Source organism: Cognatiyoonia koreensis (genome assembly GCF_900109295.1).
In the GTDB taxonomy this organism is placed as follows: domain Bacteria; phylum Pseudomonadota; class Alphaproteobacteria; order Rhodobacterales; family Rhodobacteraceae; genus Cognatiyoonia; species Cognatiyoonia koreensis.
Window position 1 is genome coordinate 313,387 of record NZ_FOIZ01000001.1, and the last position, 16,902, is coordinate 330,288.

Below are 16,902 nucleotides of genomic sequence, written 5' to 3' on the forward strand. Positions count from 1 at the left end.
GGGTCAGCCTTTCACACCGGTAGAGGCAATCGACGCGATGAACGCGCGTTGCAGAACAAGATAGAAGGCCAGAACGGGGACGGTGATGATCGTCAGATAGGCCATGATTTCACCCCATGTGATCGAGAGCTGGAAGAAGTATTGCAGCCCGACCAAGACGGGGCGGTAGGTTTCCTGCTGCACCACGATGAGCGGCCAGAGGTATTGGTTGTACATCACAAGGAATTTGAGAATTGCCGCGGTCGCGATCACGGGGCCAGCCAGCGGCATGACCACCTTGCGGTAGATCTGCCACCACGATGCCCCTTCAACACGGGAGGCTTCGATCAGTTCGGAGGGCAGATCTTTGAAATACTGCACGAACAGGAACACGGTCAGCCCGTCCGCGATCCACGGAATGATCTGGACATGATAGCTGTCGAGCCAGCCGAACTCGATCCCTTCCAGCCCGATCCACGGCAGTTTGGACACAAACAGCAAAAGTGGAATCGCGATGGTTTCAAACGGGATGATGAGCGTCGCGATGATGATCGTCAGGGCTAGATCGCGGCCTTTCCAGTTGAGATAGACAAAGGAAAACGCAGCAAGCGAGCAGAAGAACAGGGACAACAGCACCGTTACGCCCGTCACGAGGACCGAGTTGAACACGAACAGTCCGATGGGCGCGCGCCGGAACGCATCGTAGTAGTTATCAAGGCTCAGGTCACCAACAGGCAGGAATGCGCGCAGGCTTGATGTGTCCCGCAGCAATTGCAGGTCCGGCTTGAAACTGGACATCACCATGAAAAGAAGCGGGAAGATGAAGATCACCGCGATCAGCGTCAGGACGACGTAGCGCACTGCCAGCCGAAGCCCGTGATTGTCTTGGGTAATAGCGGCCATCTTAGCGCTCCCTTGTCAAAAAGCGTTGGGTCAGGCTGATCGTCAGCACCAGCAGGAACAGAATGACCGAAATCGTGGACGCACCCGAGATGTCCTGCTTGCCGTAACCCCGTTCGATCGCCTGGAACACAACCGTTGTGGTGCTGTCGAGCGGTCCGCCGCGGGTCATGACATCGACCTGGGCGAAAAGCGCAAAGGCCTGCATGGTAATGACGATCAGGATCAGCACTGCCGTATTGCGCAGCCCCGGCCATGTGACATAGCGGAAGGTCTGCCATTTGGACGCGCCTTCGATTGATGAGGCTTCATATAAGGTGGGCGAGATGGTTTGCAGGCCTGACAGCCAGATCACCATGTGGAACCCGACCGCCTGCCAGATCGACATTGCCTTGATCGCGCCTAGCGCGGTGTCAGGGCTGCCTAACCAATCGCGGCCTTCGAATTGTCCGAAGGTGAGGAAGCCGAGAATGTTGTTCAGCAGGCCATCATTGCCGTCGTAGATGAATCGAAACAGCAACGAAACCACAACGATAGAGACCACCACTGGCATGAAGTATATTGCGCGGTAGACGTTGATGCCCCGCAATTTTTGATTGACGAGCAATGCAAGCCCCAGCGCGATGCCCGCCTGAACGGGGGCCACGACGATCACAAACATCAATGTGTTGCGCAGCGATTTCCAGAACACCACGTCCTTGGCCACGACAACTTTCACGTCATCGCCCCACTGCCACCGGAACCATTCGCGCATGCCGTCATACTGCGGATAGTCAGGGTTGTTGCGCGTAAAAGTCCGCACGCGGGGGTACTCGATTGCGCCGTCCTCATCGCGGATCACGGCATCGTTGTCATCGCGTTCAGGTTCTAGCGTCAGGATCGAAATGCTGAGCAACCGGTCATAGTTGCTAAGCCCCACAAATTCGGTCGGGTTGGGCGAAATCAGCCGCTGGTTGGTCAGCGAAAGATAGAAGGCAAAGAAAAAGGGGATCACGATAAACAGCATGATCAACCCGAAGCCGGGCAGGGCAAAGCCCCATCCTGCACGGTTAGATGTTGTCAGTTTGGATGCCATTTTTTACTGCTTTCCAGAAGGGAAATGCGGGGCGGCACAAGCGCCGCCCCGCAAAGTCGACTTAGTGGCCGTAGCCGCCGTTGCGTTCGATGTCGGCGTTGATTTCGTCAACAGCCGCATCCAGCGTGTCAGCAACGTCTGCACCGTTGGCGATGTCAGCCAGCGCTTTTTCAAACACTTTGGCCGATACAACGTAGCCGGGCGTCACAGGGCGCACGAGCGCCTGCTCTTTTGTCAGATCGTAGAAAACTGCCATTGCGCCGTCTTCACCGTAGTTTTCGGTCATCGCAGCGGATTCTGCAGTTGGCGGGATCAGGCCAATGCCGTTCGAGAAATCAGCAAGGTACTGATCCTGCAAAGCAAACTCGATGAATGCGGAAGCACCATTGGGATGCTCAGACGCAGAGGACACAGCGAACTGCCAAGACGCAGCACCGATTTTTGGGCCATTGCCAAAGTCAGGTGCAGGCAAGAACAGCGTGTCGTCATGTGCTTCTAGTGCGTTCAGCGCTGCCCAGTTACCGTTCCAAGAGAACGCGTACTTGCCGTCGACAAAACCGGTATCGCGATCCGCGGGGTCCTGAGATGTGCCCGGTGCATAACCGTCAGCAAACAGGGACTGCCACCATTCGCCAAAGGCAATAGCTTCTTCGCCGTTCAAGGCACCATCCGCTGTCGCGTAAGTGGAGCGATCAACGATGTCGCCACCAAAGGACTGAAGAAACGGGCTGAAGGCATATGGATACCATTCGCCTGTCCATGCCATGCCCAGATCAAGCGCATAGTCGAAATCGCCGGAGTTTTTGGCTGCATCAAGCGCCGCTTGAAATTCGTCGGCGGTCCAAGGCTCGGCCAGGGTAGGTGTGCGCAGGCCAAGTGCGTCCAACGTAGACTGACGTGTAACCATGGCAACGGCTGCGTCCCACAGACCTACAGAGTACAATTCACCGTCCCAATAGCCCAATGGGCCGGGCAAGAAGCCTTCTATGGCCGCTTCGTCAATTTGCAGCGGCTGCAAGTAGCCAGCCCATGCCCAGTTCGGCATGACAGGGCCGTCAACGTCGATGATGTCGGGCAGGTTGCCAGCAAGGGCTGCAGCGACAACGGAGTCGTTGTAGCTTTCCTGTGGGAAGCTTTCGACAACAACTGTCCATTCGGACTGGCTGGCGTTGAAGTCTTCAACAATCTTGTTGAGAATGTTGGCTTCCACCTCGTTACCTGCGCCGTGATACCACATGCTCAGTTCAGTTTGCGCTGCGGCCAGGCTGGCCCAGCTGACAGATGCAACAAGCGCTGCACCAAAGGTTAATCCGAGTTTCATAGTGTCGTCCTCCCTATTGACGATAGATTAATGATGGGGGCCGGCAGATCCTTCACGGAATTACCGGGAGTTACGGGGCCTCCAACCAGAATTGGTTTGGAGGGCGCGTCTGCGGTGCCATTGATCATGCCAAGCAGCAGTTCAGTGGCACGGATTCCGATGGCCGCATAAGGCAGCTCGGCGGATGTGAGGGTCGGGTAAAGCGTTTCGGTGATCAACCGGTGGCCGTCATAGCCCGCAACCGACAAATCATCGGGCAGGGCCACGCCACGGCTGCGCAGGATGCCGTAGGCACGCATGGCCATGCGGTCGTTGCCAAAACAGATAACGGTAGGTGGTTCAGGCAGTGCCAAGACCCGGTCAATCGCATCCCACAGCAGTTGCACACCGGCGTCATCTTCAGAGATGTCGATTTCGGCCGGCACCAGAAGTGCGGGATCAAATCCGATGTTCGCGGCCGCCAGCGCATCCTTGTACCCGGTGATCCGAAGGCCGGTCGCCACAAGCTGTGTGCTGAGTGCGAGATAGGCGATCCGGCGGTGCCCTTTGGCAATCAGGCTTTTCACCAGATTGAACTGGCCTTGGTGATCATTGGGCAGAACCGACGGCGTGCCTTTGTCGTCGAAACAGTTGGCCAGCACCATCTTGGTGGTCGGTGACACTGGCGGCAGCGACACTTGGCGGTGGTGGTCAGCCACATAGAGCAAGCCTTCGACGCGGTGTTCCTCGAATGTGCGGATCAACTGCGGCACGCGGTCCATCTGGCCGCCGGTATCTGCAATGAGAAGCGTCTTGCCGCTGACTTCCATCGCCCGCTGGATGCCCTGAACGATGTGAAGGTCGGGCAGGCCCGAATTTTCGGACCGATTGGGCGACAATGAAATCGCACCTGTAATCAGCCCGACCAACCCCGACTTGTTGGATCGCATCGCCCTGGCGGCAGTTGATGGCACATAGCCCAGTTCGGCGATGGCCTTGTTCACGGCCTCTTTGGTGTGTTTCTTGACGGGGGCATCGCCGTTCAGCACGCGGCTGACAGTTTTGGGCGATACGCCTGCGGTCCGTGCGACGTCGTAGATTGTTGCCATGTCCGACGCCCCTCCCAAGCCGCAAGCGAGGCGTTTGATTCGCCTCAATCAAAAATGACACCGATGTCATGACACCGATGTCATTACCTGTCAATTATCTTGAAACGGTCTTTCCGTTGCAGAACAAATTTCAGCGGGCAGGCGTTGGCTTGCGAAAATGACGAATACGTCCTTTTGATATGCCCCACCTTCAACGTCGATTGTCGTTGAAGGTGGGGCATGGCGGATTGCCGGATCAGTCGTCGGAAAATCAGACTGACCCGCTATGCGCGCATGTCACCCAGCTTGCACTTGCCAAGACCCATCGCGATCTTGCTTTGTGCAATAGGGGCCCCGACCAGCCAGTCGCTTTCGGAACTTCTGTCGCATCCAAAGCCTTGCCCTGGAATCAACTGTCAGGGGCAAGCTCCGAGCGGACTCTTGGCGCAGTATTGAGATACCGCTTTCCCGTGTATCGTTGCGGCGGCAGGAAGATACGCGCTCACATCCTGACCGCGGCCCATCGCATAATCGCGCGACAGTTGTGACCAATCGATCATCGCTGCCCGCGACCAATCAACAGTGTGATCGGCTGGGATATCAGATGCGCCAGTCGCGCACTCGATTGCCGCATGTGAATAATCAGCGACGTGTTGCCGTTCTTGGAATGCGTCAAGGCTTTGGTCCCATCGCTCACCATTCATCCACAGAACAAGCGACCGCGCCTTGGGATCGTATTCCGCCGTAAACAGCGTTCCAAAGCCTTGGGCATACCGATCCTGTCGTAGTGGCTTTTCAAGAAAGAGCTTTCCAAGATTGCGTGGGGTCGCTTTCAATGCCTTCAAATGTGCCAGCCGCTCGACCGTCTGTGTAAAGTGTGGCCTGTGGGCGGCGGTCCCTTTGCTTTGATGATTGGTCGCGATTGCCTGGGGCATGATCGTGGCACCCCCACCCGGGGCCAGTTCGATGCTAGCAGCCTGACCCGCCTTATCCGCCAGCACCACGTTGTAGGCCATGTGCGATGGGATGCGTTTCAAAACTGCGATCGCTTCTGCCACCGTGTCACAGGTTTCCAGCAAATAGCGCAGGATCGTTGTGATGCCGAACCCTATGCCCGTCTCTGATCTGCCGCCGTAGGCCAAAGCCACGCTGAGGCCTGCGTCATTGATGCCATCTGACAGGCCCCAGAGAAACTCGACCATGCCCATGACCGCGCGGCCTGTCCATTCCGTGCGCAGCAACAGCCCTTCGTTCAGATCCGGAGAGAGATCGTAGTTGCGGACAAGCCGGACGTCATCCCGGTCCGCGACGGCGGCCAAAGAACATCCGCCAAGATAGGTCGGCGGGCACCATGTGGCCAGAAACCGCGCCGCCCGGTCGGATCCGCCTGCAATTGCGACAAGTTCATCGTAGGTCGCGATCAGCTCGGGCATATGTTTCTTGAGCGCAGCGCGGCAATCGGCGCGGGACGGTCCGGCATCGCCGCCCCGCGCGACGAACCATGCTTCGTAATCGGGCCACGAGCGCGCCCAGCGGGCTGCCCATTTCGGACCGGGTTTGGCCTCTTCAACTGCGTCGAAGGTCAACGTCATATTTGTCATGTCAGAGGTTCCTGGCGGAGGTTTCGAAGAAAAAGCGGATCATTTCTGCGCTGGCGTCGGGCCCTTTGGGATCAGTGTAGGACCCTTCCGGTCGACCACCTGACCAGGCATGTCCCTGTCCGTTGATTGTCCAGCTTTCGACGAAAGTGGTTCCAACCCCATCACTTGATGTGTCTCTTGTGTAAGTCCGACCTGCGGCATCACCGGCGGTCGAGGTTTCAATGCTTTGCGACGGGCCTGCGCTGCGTGCCCGCCGCGCGATGGCGTCACCGTTTGATGGGTGGACAGTCGGGTCGGCGGATCCGTGAAACAGGATTGTCCGCACGCGGTGTTCAGCGCGGATCGGATCGGGTGCGTCAAGACTGTTCCCAGCCATAGCGGCAAAGGCGGAAGGAACGTCTTTGGCCGATCCCGCCGGAAGCCCGGAATGCGCGCCGACTGCAGCGAAGACATCTGGATAAGTCTCGCCAAGGATCACCGCCATCGCCGCACCGGCGGAAAGACCTGCAACGAATGTCTGCTCTCGTGGGACAGCGTGTTCGGCACAAACTTTTTGCGTCAACGCCGCAAGGAGTGCGGGTTCCCCGCGACCGCGGCGCTGATCGCCCCGCCTGAACCAGTTCCAGCAGGTCTGCGCATTGTCACCGCGTGACTGTGCCGGGTAAATCACGACGAACCCGTCGCGATCGGCCAGCGCGTTCATGCCGGTTCCTGCTGCAAAATCCTCGGGCGTCTGTGTGCAGCCATGCAGCATCATGACCACACCGCTGGCCCCTTGCGAGGCCGAGGCCGGGACATAAAGACGATAGCGGCGGCTGCCGGATGCACAGGTGAACGTATCATCGTTGAAAGTCGCGCCGTCCGGTACACTGATTTGTGCAGAGCGAGTCGCCATGGTCGGACCTGACAATTTCGACAGCAGAGCGTCGAGCGATGACAGGTTCGGGCCGCCTTTCTGCTGACTTCCATCTAAAGGCGATACGAGGCCATGCTGCGCAAGTGTGCGTTGGACCAGATCATTGGCAGCCGACAGCCATGCGGCATCGGTCGCCGGGCGCGTTGCGCTGACGTTGAAAAGTTTCATGGTTTTTCCTTTGTTATGTGTGTGGCGACTTATTTGATGCGGTCGCCAAGGGCCTTTTTGACGTCTTGGCTGGCCTGCAATGCCCCCAGCACGGTGATCGACCCGATGGTTTGAAGCGCGAGCTCTGGTGTGACGTCGGCATCAATCCTTGCCAGTCCGACGACCTTGACGTGAAGCACCTCGCCTGCATCCCGCAACGCTTCGAGATCGGCGACAGTATAGTCCCGCAGACCAAGCTCCATCGTGTGCCGGTCCAGCGACTTGCTGACAATCTCGTCCTGACGTTCCAACTGGTTGCGGATCGCCGTGCGGATCAGATCGCTTCGGTTCGAATAGAACCCTTCCTGCACCAAAAGATCGATGCGGCCGAGGTCCACAAAGCCAAGATTGATCGTGATTTTTTCGTTTTCGGGCTGCTTGTCGCGCAGGTGTGTTACATTGCTCATCCGCATTCTCCATCTCTATGGATGTTATATGGATGGTAATTGGCGCAGAGCAACGGCAAATCTTGCTGACCTTGCGTAAGCCCGTGGTGCGTCACGGGGGATGCATCACGACGCCACGCTCAGGTGCCCGCCGTGATTTTGTGATTGTACGTTATCGCGCGGCCACCGGACAAAAATCATGGCCTCACCTGCGATATCGTTGGTGGTGATCGCCTTTGCCAGATCGGAAAGCGCGCAAGAGATCAGGGTCTGACCCTTGCGTTGCGCCTTTGCTACGACCTGCACATCAAAGGCGACGTCCGGGTGTTGCAGGGTGAGCGTGTCGACGATGCTTGGGGCCAAGCCGACCGCCATGTAAAGTGCGACGCAGGTGCCCGGTGTGATGCCCTTGATCTGATCGGGGATCGCATAGCCGTCCTTGCGATGTCCGGTCGTCAGCACCACCGTTTCGATCACGCCGCGATCGGTCAGGCTTTGGCCGGCACTTGCCGCGGCGGCGCAGGCAGCGGTCACGCCGGGGACGATTTCAACGGGAATACCGTCGGCGCGCAAGGCGTCCATTTCTTCTGTGCTGCGCCCGAACACACCGGGATCGCCGCATTTCAGACGCACAACGCGCTGCCCGCGTTTGGCCGCAGCGACCAGCGTTTGGGTGATTTTTTCTTGCGGCCAACTGTGACAACCCGGTGCTTTGCCAACATAGACCCGCTCTGCGTCGCGGCGGGCCAATTCAAGGATTTCGGGATCGAGCAAGCGGTCGTAGTAGATCACATCGGCCTCTTGCAGGCGTTGGACGCCGCGCAGCGTGATGAGGTCTTTTGCGCCGGGGCCCGCACCGACGAGGCTGACGCAGCCGCCATGTGATGTGCCGAATTCGCCGGTGTCGATGGCTGTCTTGATCAGCTTTGCTGCGTCCCGCTCGGCCCCGCTGGTGAACATGCGGCGGGGCGTGTCGTTGAAGACCCATCGCCACAGATCGCGCCGTGCGCGCGGGGCAAGCCGCGCGGCCGCCGCGTGACGCAGACGGCCCGCCAACGCCGCGAGGTCGCCCAGACGCGGTTCCAGTGTTTCTTCCAGCTTGGTCTTGATCTGGCGCGCCAGGACGGGTGCCGTGCCTTCCGTGCCGATGGCCACGACAACCGGATCACGGTCCACAATGGACGGCGTGAGTGCGTCGCAAAGGTCTGGTTGGTCGACCACGTTGACCGTCGCTCCTGCGGCTTTGGCCAGCGCATGCAGCGCCATATCCAGCCCCGGGCAGCCGGTTGCGACGAAGACCAGCGCTGTGTCGGCAAAGCTGGCGGGTGTGATCGGTCCAGCCCGATGCGTCACGCGCCCTGCCGCCGCAAGGTCCGCCAGTTCTGGGTCCAATTCCTGTGCCAGTACCTCGATCTGCGCCTCTGTCTTCAGGATCAGGCGTGCCTTTTGCGCGGCCTGTTCACCGCCGCCTGCGATGACAACGCGGCGTCCGGCCATTTGCAGGAACATGGGAAAGGTTTTCATGCGGAAAGGCTTTCTGTCTGGTGGCGGGCATCCCAAAGGGCGCGCGCCATATGATCGGCGTCGGTCAGGGTCGGTGCGGCCTTAAGGGCGAAAAGCGCAAGGGCGGCGGTGCCGGTGACGGTCGCGATGGCGAACGCATCTTCTACTGCCCCGTGCCAAAGGCCGCGCAAGTCAACGTCCTTGCCTGCCTCGTGCAGGCGGCGGGCATCGTGCAGCAGGGCCCCGGCGGTGTCCTTGGTATGGGCACCGTCGCGCAGCCCGTAGACGGCGATTTCCTTGGAAGGGTGGCGTTCGAATTCGCCTCCACCGCCCTTGATGATCGCAAGGTCGCGCTGGCCGAGCAGGTCGGCGGCCTGCGCTTGCAGGCTCCGGTAGGATGGGTGGAACACACCCTGCACGCTGACAAGCGCCTGCGAGGGATTCCACATTCGCAACACCGTGTTGAAACAGGACCGCAGACCAAGGGTGTCGCGTAAATTCAGCAAGCTGAACGCAACCGGGCTGAGCATCTCTAGGCGCGTATATGTCACACCCGGTCCGGCGAATGCGATGGCCTCGCGCACCGAGGCGCTGGCCGCCTGATGCGAATTCCAGCCGTGCATCGACACACGGTATCCCGCTTGCGCCACCAGCCGCGCCGCAAGAAGAAACAGCGGTGCGCCACGACTGCGCCCTGCGGCATAGGACGGCCAGTCAAGGTCTGCGGCGGGCAGTTTGCCCGACACGTGGGTCCGCAATGCAGCGGTGAATCCTGCGATTTCTTCCGGTGTTTCACCGCGCAGGCGCAGCACCATGAGGAGCGCGCCAATCGCTTCTGGCGCGGCGTTGCCTTGCAGGATAAGCGCCATTGCCTCTTGTGCCTCTGGCAGGGTCAGGGGCCGCGCACGGCCGGTGCCGCGCGCTACGATGCGAACAAAGGGTGCGAGGCTCATTCGGCGGCCATCGGCATCGATGCCCCGGTAATGAGTGATTTGAGCTCGGGTTTGCAGGACCCGCAATTCGTGCCCGCGCAGGTCGCCCCCCCAAGGGCTGCGACGGAATTGGCACCAGCAGCGATGGCCGTCATCAGCGTGTTGCGCCCGACATTGAAGCAGGCGCAAACCGTTGCGCCGGGGTCGGGCCGGTTGGCAGCGTTGCGACCAGCAAGTGCGGCAAGCGGGGGTGTTTGGGTGCCGATCACGCTGATGATTGCGTTTCGGGCTAAGACGACGGGACGAGGCGCAACAAACAAGAGCGCCTCGATCACGCCTCCCTGTATGAGGGCGATGCGGGTGGTCCCACTGGCCAGATCGGTCTGGATCGACGTTTCTGCGCTGGGCAGGCCCGCCAGCGTTTTGGCTTCAGCCTCCCAGTCAGCAGGCGTTTTGCGCGCCGCCAGTTCCACCTGCCAGCCGGTGGCGGTAGGGGCCACGGCGGCATAGGGTGTCTGCGGCAAAGGCTGGTGACGGCACGCGAGAAACCCGTACCACGCCGCGCGGTAGACCTGCGCTGTGACCGCACCGGACTTGAGCGCGGGCTGGCCTGAAACGGGATCGACCACAGCGGACGTCACGCTGTTGATCGTGCCACGCTTGGCGCGTTGGCGCGTCCAATGCATCGGTGCGAATAACTGCCCACGCGGGCCACGATCGGTGATGAATGCGCGCAATAGTGCTGAGCCATTGGGGCTTTCAACCCTGATGATCGTCCCCGCGCCAGCGCCCAATGCGATTGCGTCGGCGGGGTGTATTTCGACATAGGGTTCGGCAAGGTGCGCACTGAGCCGTTGGGATTTCCCCGTGCGTGTCATGGTGTGCCATTGGTCGCGGTTGCGGCCCGTGTTCAGGGCAAACCTTGGCTTGGACAATTGCGGCGATGTAACAGCGATCATCCGTGCTTTGCCGTCGGGATGATAGAACTGCCCGTCGGCGAAAAAGCGATGAGCGTTGCGTGGCCATTGGGTCGGGATCATTTCGGCATAATCGACGTCTGCGAAGATGCTCAGATCAAGGTCGCGCGGGGTCGCCGACAGCGCGGTATCAAGGGCAACATATTCCGCAAAGATGTCGGCAGGTGATTGATAGGCGAAGGCGTTCCCAAATCCCATCCGTGCGGCCACATCGCTGATGATCCGCCAGTCGGGCCGCGCGTCACCCGGTGTTTTTAGAAAGGCCCGCTGGCGTGAAATGCGACGTTCGGAATTGGTCACGGTGCCGTCTTTTTCGCCCCAACCCGCTGCCGGCAAAAGGACGTCGGCAATGGCGTTTGTGTCGGTCTTTTCGATGATGTCCGAGGTCACGACGAACGGCACACGCGCAATCGCTTCGGCCACGCTATCGGCATCGGGCAGGGACACGGCGGGGTTTGTCGACATCACCCAGAGCGCTTTGATCTTGCCGTCTGCGCAGGCCTGAAACAGATCAACCGCTTTCAGCCCCGATTTGGTGCAGATCGTCGGGCTGTCCCAGAAATCCTGCACGGCAGCGCGGTGGTCTGCGTTCTCGATCTCAAGATGGTTGGCCAGCATATTGGCCAATCCCCCAACCTCGCGCCCGCCCATGGCGTTAGGCTGACCGGTGACGGAAAACGGACCGCAGCCCGCGCGCCCGATCCGCCCCGTCGCGAGGTGGCAGTTCAGGATCGCGTTGACCTTGTCGGTGCCGCAGGACGATTGATTGACCCCTTGGGAATAGACGGTAACGACCTTATCAGTACGGGCGAAAAGGTCGAAAAAGCGGGTCAGATCCTCTTGGGGCAAGCCGGTATCGGCAGGGTCTGACAAGCGTGCCGCCGCGATGGTCTCGGCCATGCCATTTACGTGGGCGGCGGTGAACGATGCGTCCAGCGCGCCGGTATTGGCAAGATGCGCCAGCAAACCGTTGAACAGCGCGATATCCCCGTCGGGGGCAATCTGCAGATGCAGATCGGCCAGATCGGTCGTCGCGGTTCGGCGCGGGTCAACGTTCACGACTTGCAGGTCGGGCCGTGACTCTTTCGCGGCGGCAATGCGTTGATACAACACCGGATGACACCAGGCGAGGTTCGATCCCACGAGAACGATCAGATCCGCCTGCTCAAGATCCTCATAGGTGCCGGGGACCGTGTCGGTGCCAAATGCACGTTTATGACCTGCGACCGACGACGCCATGCAAAGCCGCGAATTGGTATCGATATTGGCCGCGCCGATAAAGCCTTTCATCAGCTTGTTGGCGACGTAATAATCTTCGGTCAGCAACTGGCCAGAGGCGTAGAAGGCGACGCTTTCGGGGCCGTATTCAGCGATTGCCGCGCTGAATTTGGCGGCGACGAGATCAAGGGCGCTGTCCCAGTCAGTGGTTTTGCCGTTCACCATGGGCCGCAAAAGCCGCCCGTCCAGATCAGTCGTTTCGCCCAAGGCGGCCCCCTTGGAACAGAGCCGCCCGAAATTGGCAGGATGGGCGGGATCGCCCTTGATCGTGCCGTCCGCGCCAGCAAGCACGCCGCAGCCCACGCCGCAATAAGGGCAGGTGGTGCGGGTCAGCGTCATGCCGCGACCCGTGCGCGCAGGAAGGTGCGATCCAGCAGAATGCGCCCGTTATCGACGCGGGCAGGGTAGGTGGCCACCTGTCCGTCATCGCCCCCCTGCGCCTGTCCTGTCTCAAGCGATATCACCCAGTTGTGCAGTGGGCAGGTCACCGATTTGCCGTGCACGATCCCTTCGGCCAATGGCCCGGCCTTATGCGGACAGGCGTTGTCCAACGCGAAAACCTCATCCTCGGCGGTGCGGAACACGGCGACACAGCCAAGGGCAGTCTTTATCATGCGTGCACCGCGTCGGGGCACCTCTGACAGCGGGGCGATGTCGATCCAGTCGGTCATTCTGCGGCCTCCAGTGAAAGGTTGGCAAGGGTGCGGTAGCTGTCTGCCTTTGTCTGGGTGTGTTCCGCCCAGGGATCTTTACGGTAAATCGACTGGCTTAGCTCGAACCGGTCCACCAATGCGTCCTGCTCGGTTTCGATGCGGGCCTTGATCCAGTCCAGACCGACCTTGGCCATCCACTTGTATATCCGGTCCAGATACTTGGCGTTTTCGCGGTAAAGCTGGGTGACTGCCTTGATCACGTTGATCGCCTCTTGTTCGGTCGCGACCTGCATCAGCAGTTCGGTTTCCTTGACGTCCATGCCCGCAGCGCCACCGATGCTGACCTGATAGCCGCTGTCGACACAGACAACGCCGATGTCCTTGCACGTCGCCTCGGCGCAATTGCGCGGGCAACCGGACACGGCAAGTTTGAGCTTGTGTGGGGTCCACGATCCCCAAAGCTCTTTTTCGAGCTTTATGCCAAGGCCGGTGCTGTCCTGGGTGCCAAAGCGGCAATGATCGGTGCCAACGCAGGTTTTCACCGTGCGCAGCCCTTTGGAATAGGCGTGGCCCGACACCATACCCGCCGCGTTCAGATCGGCCCAGATGTTGGGCAGGTCTTCACTTTTTACCCCAAGCAGATCGATCCGCTGGCCCCCCGTCACTTTGACCGTCGGGACCATGTATTTGTCGGCGGCATCGGCAATCGCGCGCAATTCGTTCGCGGTGGTGATCCCACCCCACATGCGCGGCACGACACTGAATGTGCCGTCCTTCTGGATGTTGGCGTGTTTGCGTTCGTTGATGAACCGGCTTTGCGGGTCGTCGCGATATTCCAGCGGCCAATCGGCGAGCAGGTAGAAGTTCAGCGCCGGGCGGCAGACGTGGCAGCCGCAGGAGGTTTTCCAGCCGCATTCCTGCCAGACCGCGGGCATCGAGGTAAGCCGCCGTGATTTGATCATGCGCCGCACGTCTTCATGGGTCATATCCGTGCAGCCGCAGACCGTGGCAGCGGCGGGAATGACGAATTCATCGCCCAGCGTGGCGGCCAGCACCTGTTCGACAAGCCCGGTGCAGGTTCCGCAAGACGCGCTTGCCTTGGTTGTGGACTTGATCGCACCCAGATCAGAGGCACCCGCCGCGATGGCGTCTTCGATTTGGCCTTTGCAGATACCGTTGCAGCCACAGATCTCCGCATCACGCGGTAAGGCTGCAACAGCTGCTAAAGGGTCCAGGGGGGTCCCCCCTTGATAGGCGGGCCCAAAGATCAGCGTATCGCGCATGTCCGCAATGTCGGTTTTGTCGCGGATCAGCCCGAAGAACCAGTTGCTGTCGTTGGTGTCGCCATACATGACCGCGCCGATCACCACGTTGTCTTCGATCACCAACCGGCGGTAGACGCCACGTGCGGGATCGCGGAACACGATATCCTCGCGGCCGTCGCCTTCGGCAAAATCCCCGGCACTGAAAAGATCGCAGCCCGTCACCTTGAGCTTTGTTGCCAGTTCCTTGGAGACGAAGGCATCGCCATGTCCCAGCAGCGATTTCGCCACGACCTTGGCCTGATCATAAAGCGGTGCGACAAGGCCAAACAACTGCCCGTCAAATTCCACGCATTCGCCAACCGCAAAAATATCCGGGTCAGAGGTTTGGAGTTGTGCGTTCACCTCAACGCCGCGGGCAACTTCCAGCCCGGCATCAGTTGCAAGCCGTGTTTCCGGGCGGATACCGACAGCCATGACCACCAGATCGGCCTCAAGCACGGTTTTGTCCTCTAGCAACACCGCCTCGACATGGGTCTCACCCAGTATCGCGGACGTCGACGCTTTGCAGATGACCTTGACGCCCTTGTCCTGCAGATCGCGGCGCAGCAAGAAAGCCGCGCTTTCATCCAGTTGGCGTTCCATCAGGTGGCCCATCAGGTGCAGTACGGTTACCTCCATTCCGCGTTCGGCCAGCCCCGCGGCGGCCTCTAGCCCCAAGAGCCCGCCACCGATGACAACGGCCTTGCCACCCTTGGCGGCGGCCTTGATCATCGCGTTGGTGTCATCAAGGTCGCGGTAGGTGATGACGCCCTGCAGATCCTTGCCCGGCACCGGAATGATAAAAGGCGCTGACCCCGTGGCAATCAGCAGCTTGTCATAAGGCACCGTGCCGTTCTGGCCCGTGACCGTTTTCGCTGCGCGATCAATCGCCACCACATGTTCGCCAAAGCGGCAGGTTATGTCATTTTCCGTATACCAGCCGTCATCGTGGGTCACGATATCGGCATAGGTCTTTTCCCCCGATAGAACCGGCGAGAGCATGATGCGGTTGTAGTTTCCGCGTGCCTCTGCATTGAAAAGGGTGATGTCATAAGCATCGCGGTCTTGTTCCAGAAGGTGCTCCAACACCCGACCGGAAGCCATTCCGGCACCAATGACGACAAGGTTCTGTTTCATGGTCTTACTCCGCCGCGATTGCCTTGGGTTTCGGTTTTGAGCCGTGTTCGTATTCCTCAAGGAAATCGAGCACTTCCTGGCGATAGTTGTAGTAGTCGGGATGTTCGAGCAGCGCCTTGCGGGTGCGTGGGCGCGGCAGGTTCACATCGGTGATTTTGCCAATGGTCGCTTGGGGTCCGTTGGTCATCATCACGACACGATCCGCCAGCAGGATGGCTTCGTCCACATCATGGGTGACGCAGATCGCCGTCACCTTGGTGCGCGACCAGACCTCCATCAGCACTTCTTGCAATTCCCACCGCGTGAGGCTGTCCAGCATCCCGAATGGTTCATCCAAAAGCAGCAGTTTGGGAGAGAGGGAAAAGGCGCGGGCGATGCCGACACGTTGTTTCATCCCGTTGGACAGAGAGGCGGCATTCTTGTCCATGCTGTCCGCCAGCCCAACCCGTTCGAGGTAGTATTCGACCACATCTTGCCGTTCTGACTGCGACGCTTTGGGATAGACCTTATCCACCCCAATCGCGACGTTTTCCTTGGCGGTCAGCCATGGAAAAAGGTTTGGCGATTGAAACACAACCGCGCGCTCGGGGTCGGCACCTTCAACGTTCCAGCCATCCAGACGGATCGCGCCTTTGCTGATCGGGTTCAGCCCGGCGGCCATTGTCAGAACCGTTGATTTTCCGCAGCCCGAGTGCCCGATCAGCGAGATGAATTCACCCTTGTTGATCTTGAGATCAAAGTTTTCGACGACGGTCAGCGGGCCTTTGGGCGTTGGATACACCTTGTCGAGCTGTGAGAAGTTCAGGAAGCGTTCTTCGATCCCGCCTTCCTGTGCTTTTGCAACCGCCGCAGGCACGCCGTGAATGGGTGTCACGTTCGGCAAGGTGCGGGTTTCCTCGACCTTGGCCGCGATCCCGACATCCATCAGATAGGTTGTGACCTTTGCCCGAAGCGCCTTGAACGTTGGGTCGTTGTTCATTGCGATGCGGTCACGGGGGCGGGGGATTTCAACGCGGAATTCATCGCCCAGCGTGCCGTCGGGATTAAGGGCAATGATCCGGTCGGCGAGGATGATCGCCTCGTCGACATCATTGGTGATCAGCACACAGGTCTTCTTGTCCTCGTCCCAGATCGCCTCGATCTCGTCGGCAAGATTGGCGCGGGTCAGCGCATCCAGCGCCGAAAGGGGTTCGTCCAGCAGCAGCATTTCGGGATCCATCGCGAGCGCGCGGGCGACGTTGACCCGTTGGCGCATGCCGCCAGACAATTCTGCCGGACGCCGCGTCGCCGCGTGGCTGAGCCCGACCATGCCCACATAATGCGCAACTTTCGCGGCGCGTTCGTCCTTGGACAGTTCAGGGAACATGGTGTCGACGGCCAGGGCGACATTACCGTTGACCGTCAACCATGGCATCAGCGAATAGCTTTGGAAAATGACCCCGCGCTCGCGCCCGGGTTCGGTAATGGGTGCGCCCTTGTAGGTGACTGTGCCGCTGGTGGGCTGCTCAAGCCCGGCCATCAGATTGATAAGCGTGGTCTTGCCGGTCCCGGAGAAGCCCAGAATGACGACGAATTCACCCTCTTCCACGTTAAGATTGATATCCCGTAGAACCGGCGTGTCGCCGTAGCTTTTCGAGACGTTCGAGAGTTCCAGAATACCCATGTC

At 59.8% G+C, this 16,902-nt stretch carries 13 protein-coding genes; all 13 read right to left on the reverse strand.

Annotated elements, in window-relative coordinates; all coding sequences use genetic code 11:
- Positions 1 to 3 precede the first annotated feature (3 nt).
- The gene (locus BMY44_RS01455) at positions 4 to 882 is read right to left on the reverse strand and encodes a carbohydrate ABC transporter permease (RefSeq protein WP_089989387.1); all 879 of its coding nucleotides are present in this window, start codon (positions 880 to 882) and stop codon (positions 4 to 6) included.
- A gap of 1 nt (position 883) precedes the next feature.
- Positions 884 to 1,954 (reverse strand): carbohydrate ABC transporter permease, encoded by a 1,071-nt coding sequence (locus BMY44_RS01460; protein ID WP_089989390.1) that lies wholly within the window; start codon positions 1,952 to 1,954, stop codon positions 884 to 886.
- Between the two features lie 61 nt (positions 1,955 to 2,015).
- A complete protein-coding gene (locus BMY44_RS01465; RefSeq protein WP_089989392.1) occupies positions 2,016 to 3,275 on the reverse strand; it encodes an extracellular solute-binding protein in 1,260 nt (419 codons plus the stop codon).
- Entirely contained in the window at positions 3,272 to 4,363 is a 1,092-nt protein-coding gene (locus tag BMY44_RS01470) for a LacI family DNA-binding transcriptional regulator (protein ID WP_089989394.1), read from the reverse strand. Before BMY44_RS01470 ends, BMY44_RS01465 begins: the two co-directional genes overlap by 4 nt.
- Positions 4,364 to 4,758: 395 nt before the next feature.
- The gene (locus BMY44_RS01475; RefSeq protein WP_089989397.1) at positions 4,759 to 5,943 is read right to left on the reverse strand and encodes a C45 family autoproteolytic acyltransferase/hydrolase; all 1,185 of its coding nucleotides are present in this window, start codon (positions 5,941 to 5,943) and stop codon (positions 4,759 to 4,761) included.
- A 1-nt stretch (position 5,944) separates the two neighbouring features.
- Positions 5,945 to 7,027, reverse strand: coding sequence for an extracellular catalytic domain type 1 short-chain-length polyhydroxyalkanoate depolymerase (locus BMY44_RS01480; protein ID WP_089989398.1), 1,083 nt, complete (start codon positions 7,025 to 7,027; stop codon positions 5,945 to 5,947).
- A gap of 29 nt (positions 7,028 to 7,056) precedes the next feature.
- Complete coding sequence (locus BMY44_RS01485) at positions 7,057 to 7,473, reverse strand: CopG family transcriptional regulator (protein WP_089989401.1); 417 nt, start codon at positions 7,471 to 7,473, stop codon at positions 7,057 to 7,059.
- Between the two features lie 105 nt (positions 7,474 to 7,578).
- Positions 7,579 to 8,976 carry a siroheme synthase CysG gene (gene cysG, locus BMY44_RS01490; RefSeq protein WP_089989403.1) on the reverse strand — a complete coding sequence of 466 codons (1,398 nt, stop codon included), beginning with the start codon at positions 8,974 to 8,976 and terminating at the stop codon, positions 7,579 to 7,581.
- The gene (locus BMY44_RS01495) at positions 8,973 to 9,908 is read right to left on the reverse strand and encodes a glycosyl transferase family 3 (RefSeq protein WP_089989406.1); all 936 of its coding nucleotides are present in this window, start codon (positions 9,906 to 9,908) and stop codon (positions 8,973 to 8,975) included. Before BMY44_RS01495 ends, cysG begins: the two co-directional genes overlap by 4 nt.
- Complete coding sequence (locus BMY44_RS01500; protein WP_089989409.1) at positions 9,905 to 12,481, reverse strand: nitrate reductase; 2,577 nt, start codon at positions 12,479 to 12,481, stop codon at positions 9,905 to 9,907. The genes BMY44_RS01495 and BMY44_RS01500 overlap by 4 nt, the downstream gene beginning before the upstream one ends.
- Entirely contained in the window at positions 12,478 to 12,813 is a 336-nt protein-coding gene (gene nirD / locus BMY44_RS01505; RefSeq protein WP_089989411.1) for a nitrite reductase small subunit NirD, read from the reverse strand. Before nirD ends, BMY44_RS01500 begins: the two co-directional genes overlap by 4 nt.
- Positions 12,810 to 15,236 carry a nitrite reductase large subunit NirB gene (gene nirB, locus BMY44_RS01510; protein ID WP_089989414.1) on the reverse strand — a complete coding sequence of 809 codons (2,427 nt, stop codon included), beginning with the start codon at positions 15,234 to 15,236 and terminating at the stop codon, positions 12,810 to 12,812. Before nirB ends, nirD begins: the two co-directional genes overlap by 4 nt.
- 4 nt (positions 15,237 to 15,240) lie before the next feature.
- On the reverse strand, positions 15,241 to 16,899 hold the full coding sequence (locus tag BMY44_RS01515; RefSeq protein WP_207510468.1) for an ABC transporter ATP-binding protein: 1,659 nt from the start codon (positions 16,897 to 16,899) through the stop codon (positions 15,241 to 15,243).
- Positions 16,900 to 16,902 lie beyond the last annotated feature (3 nt).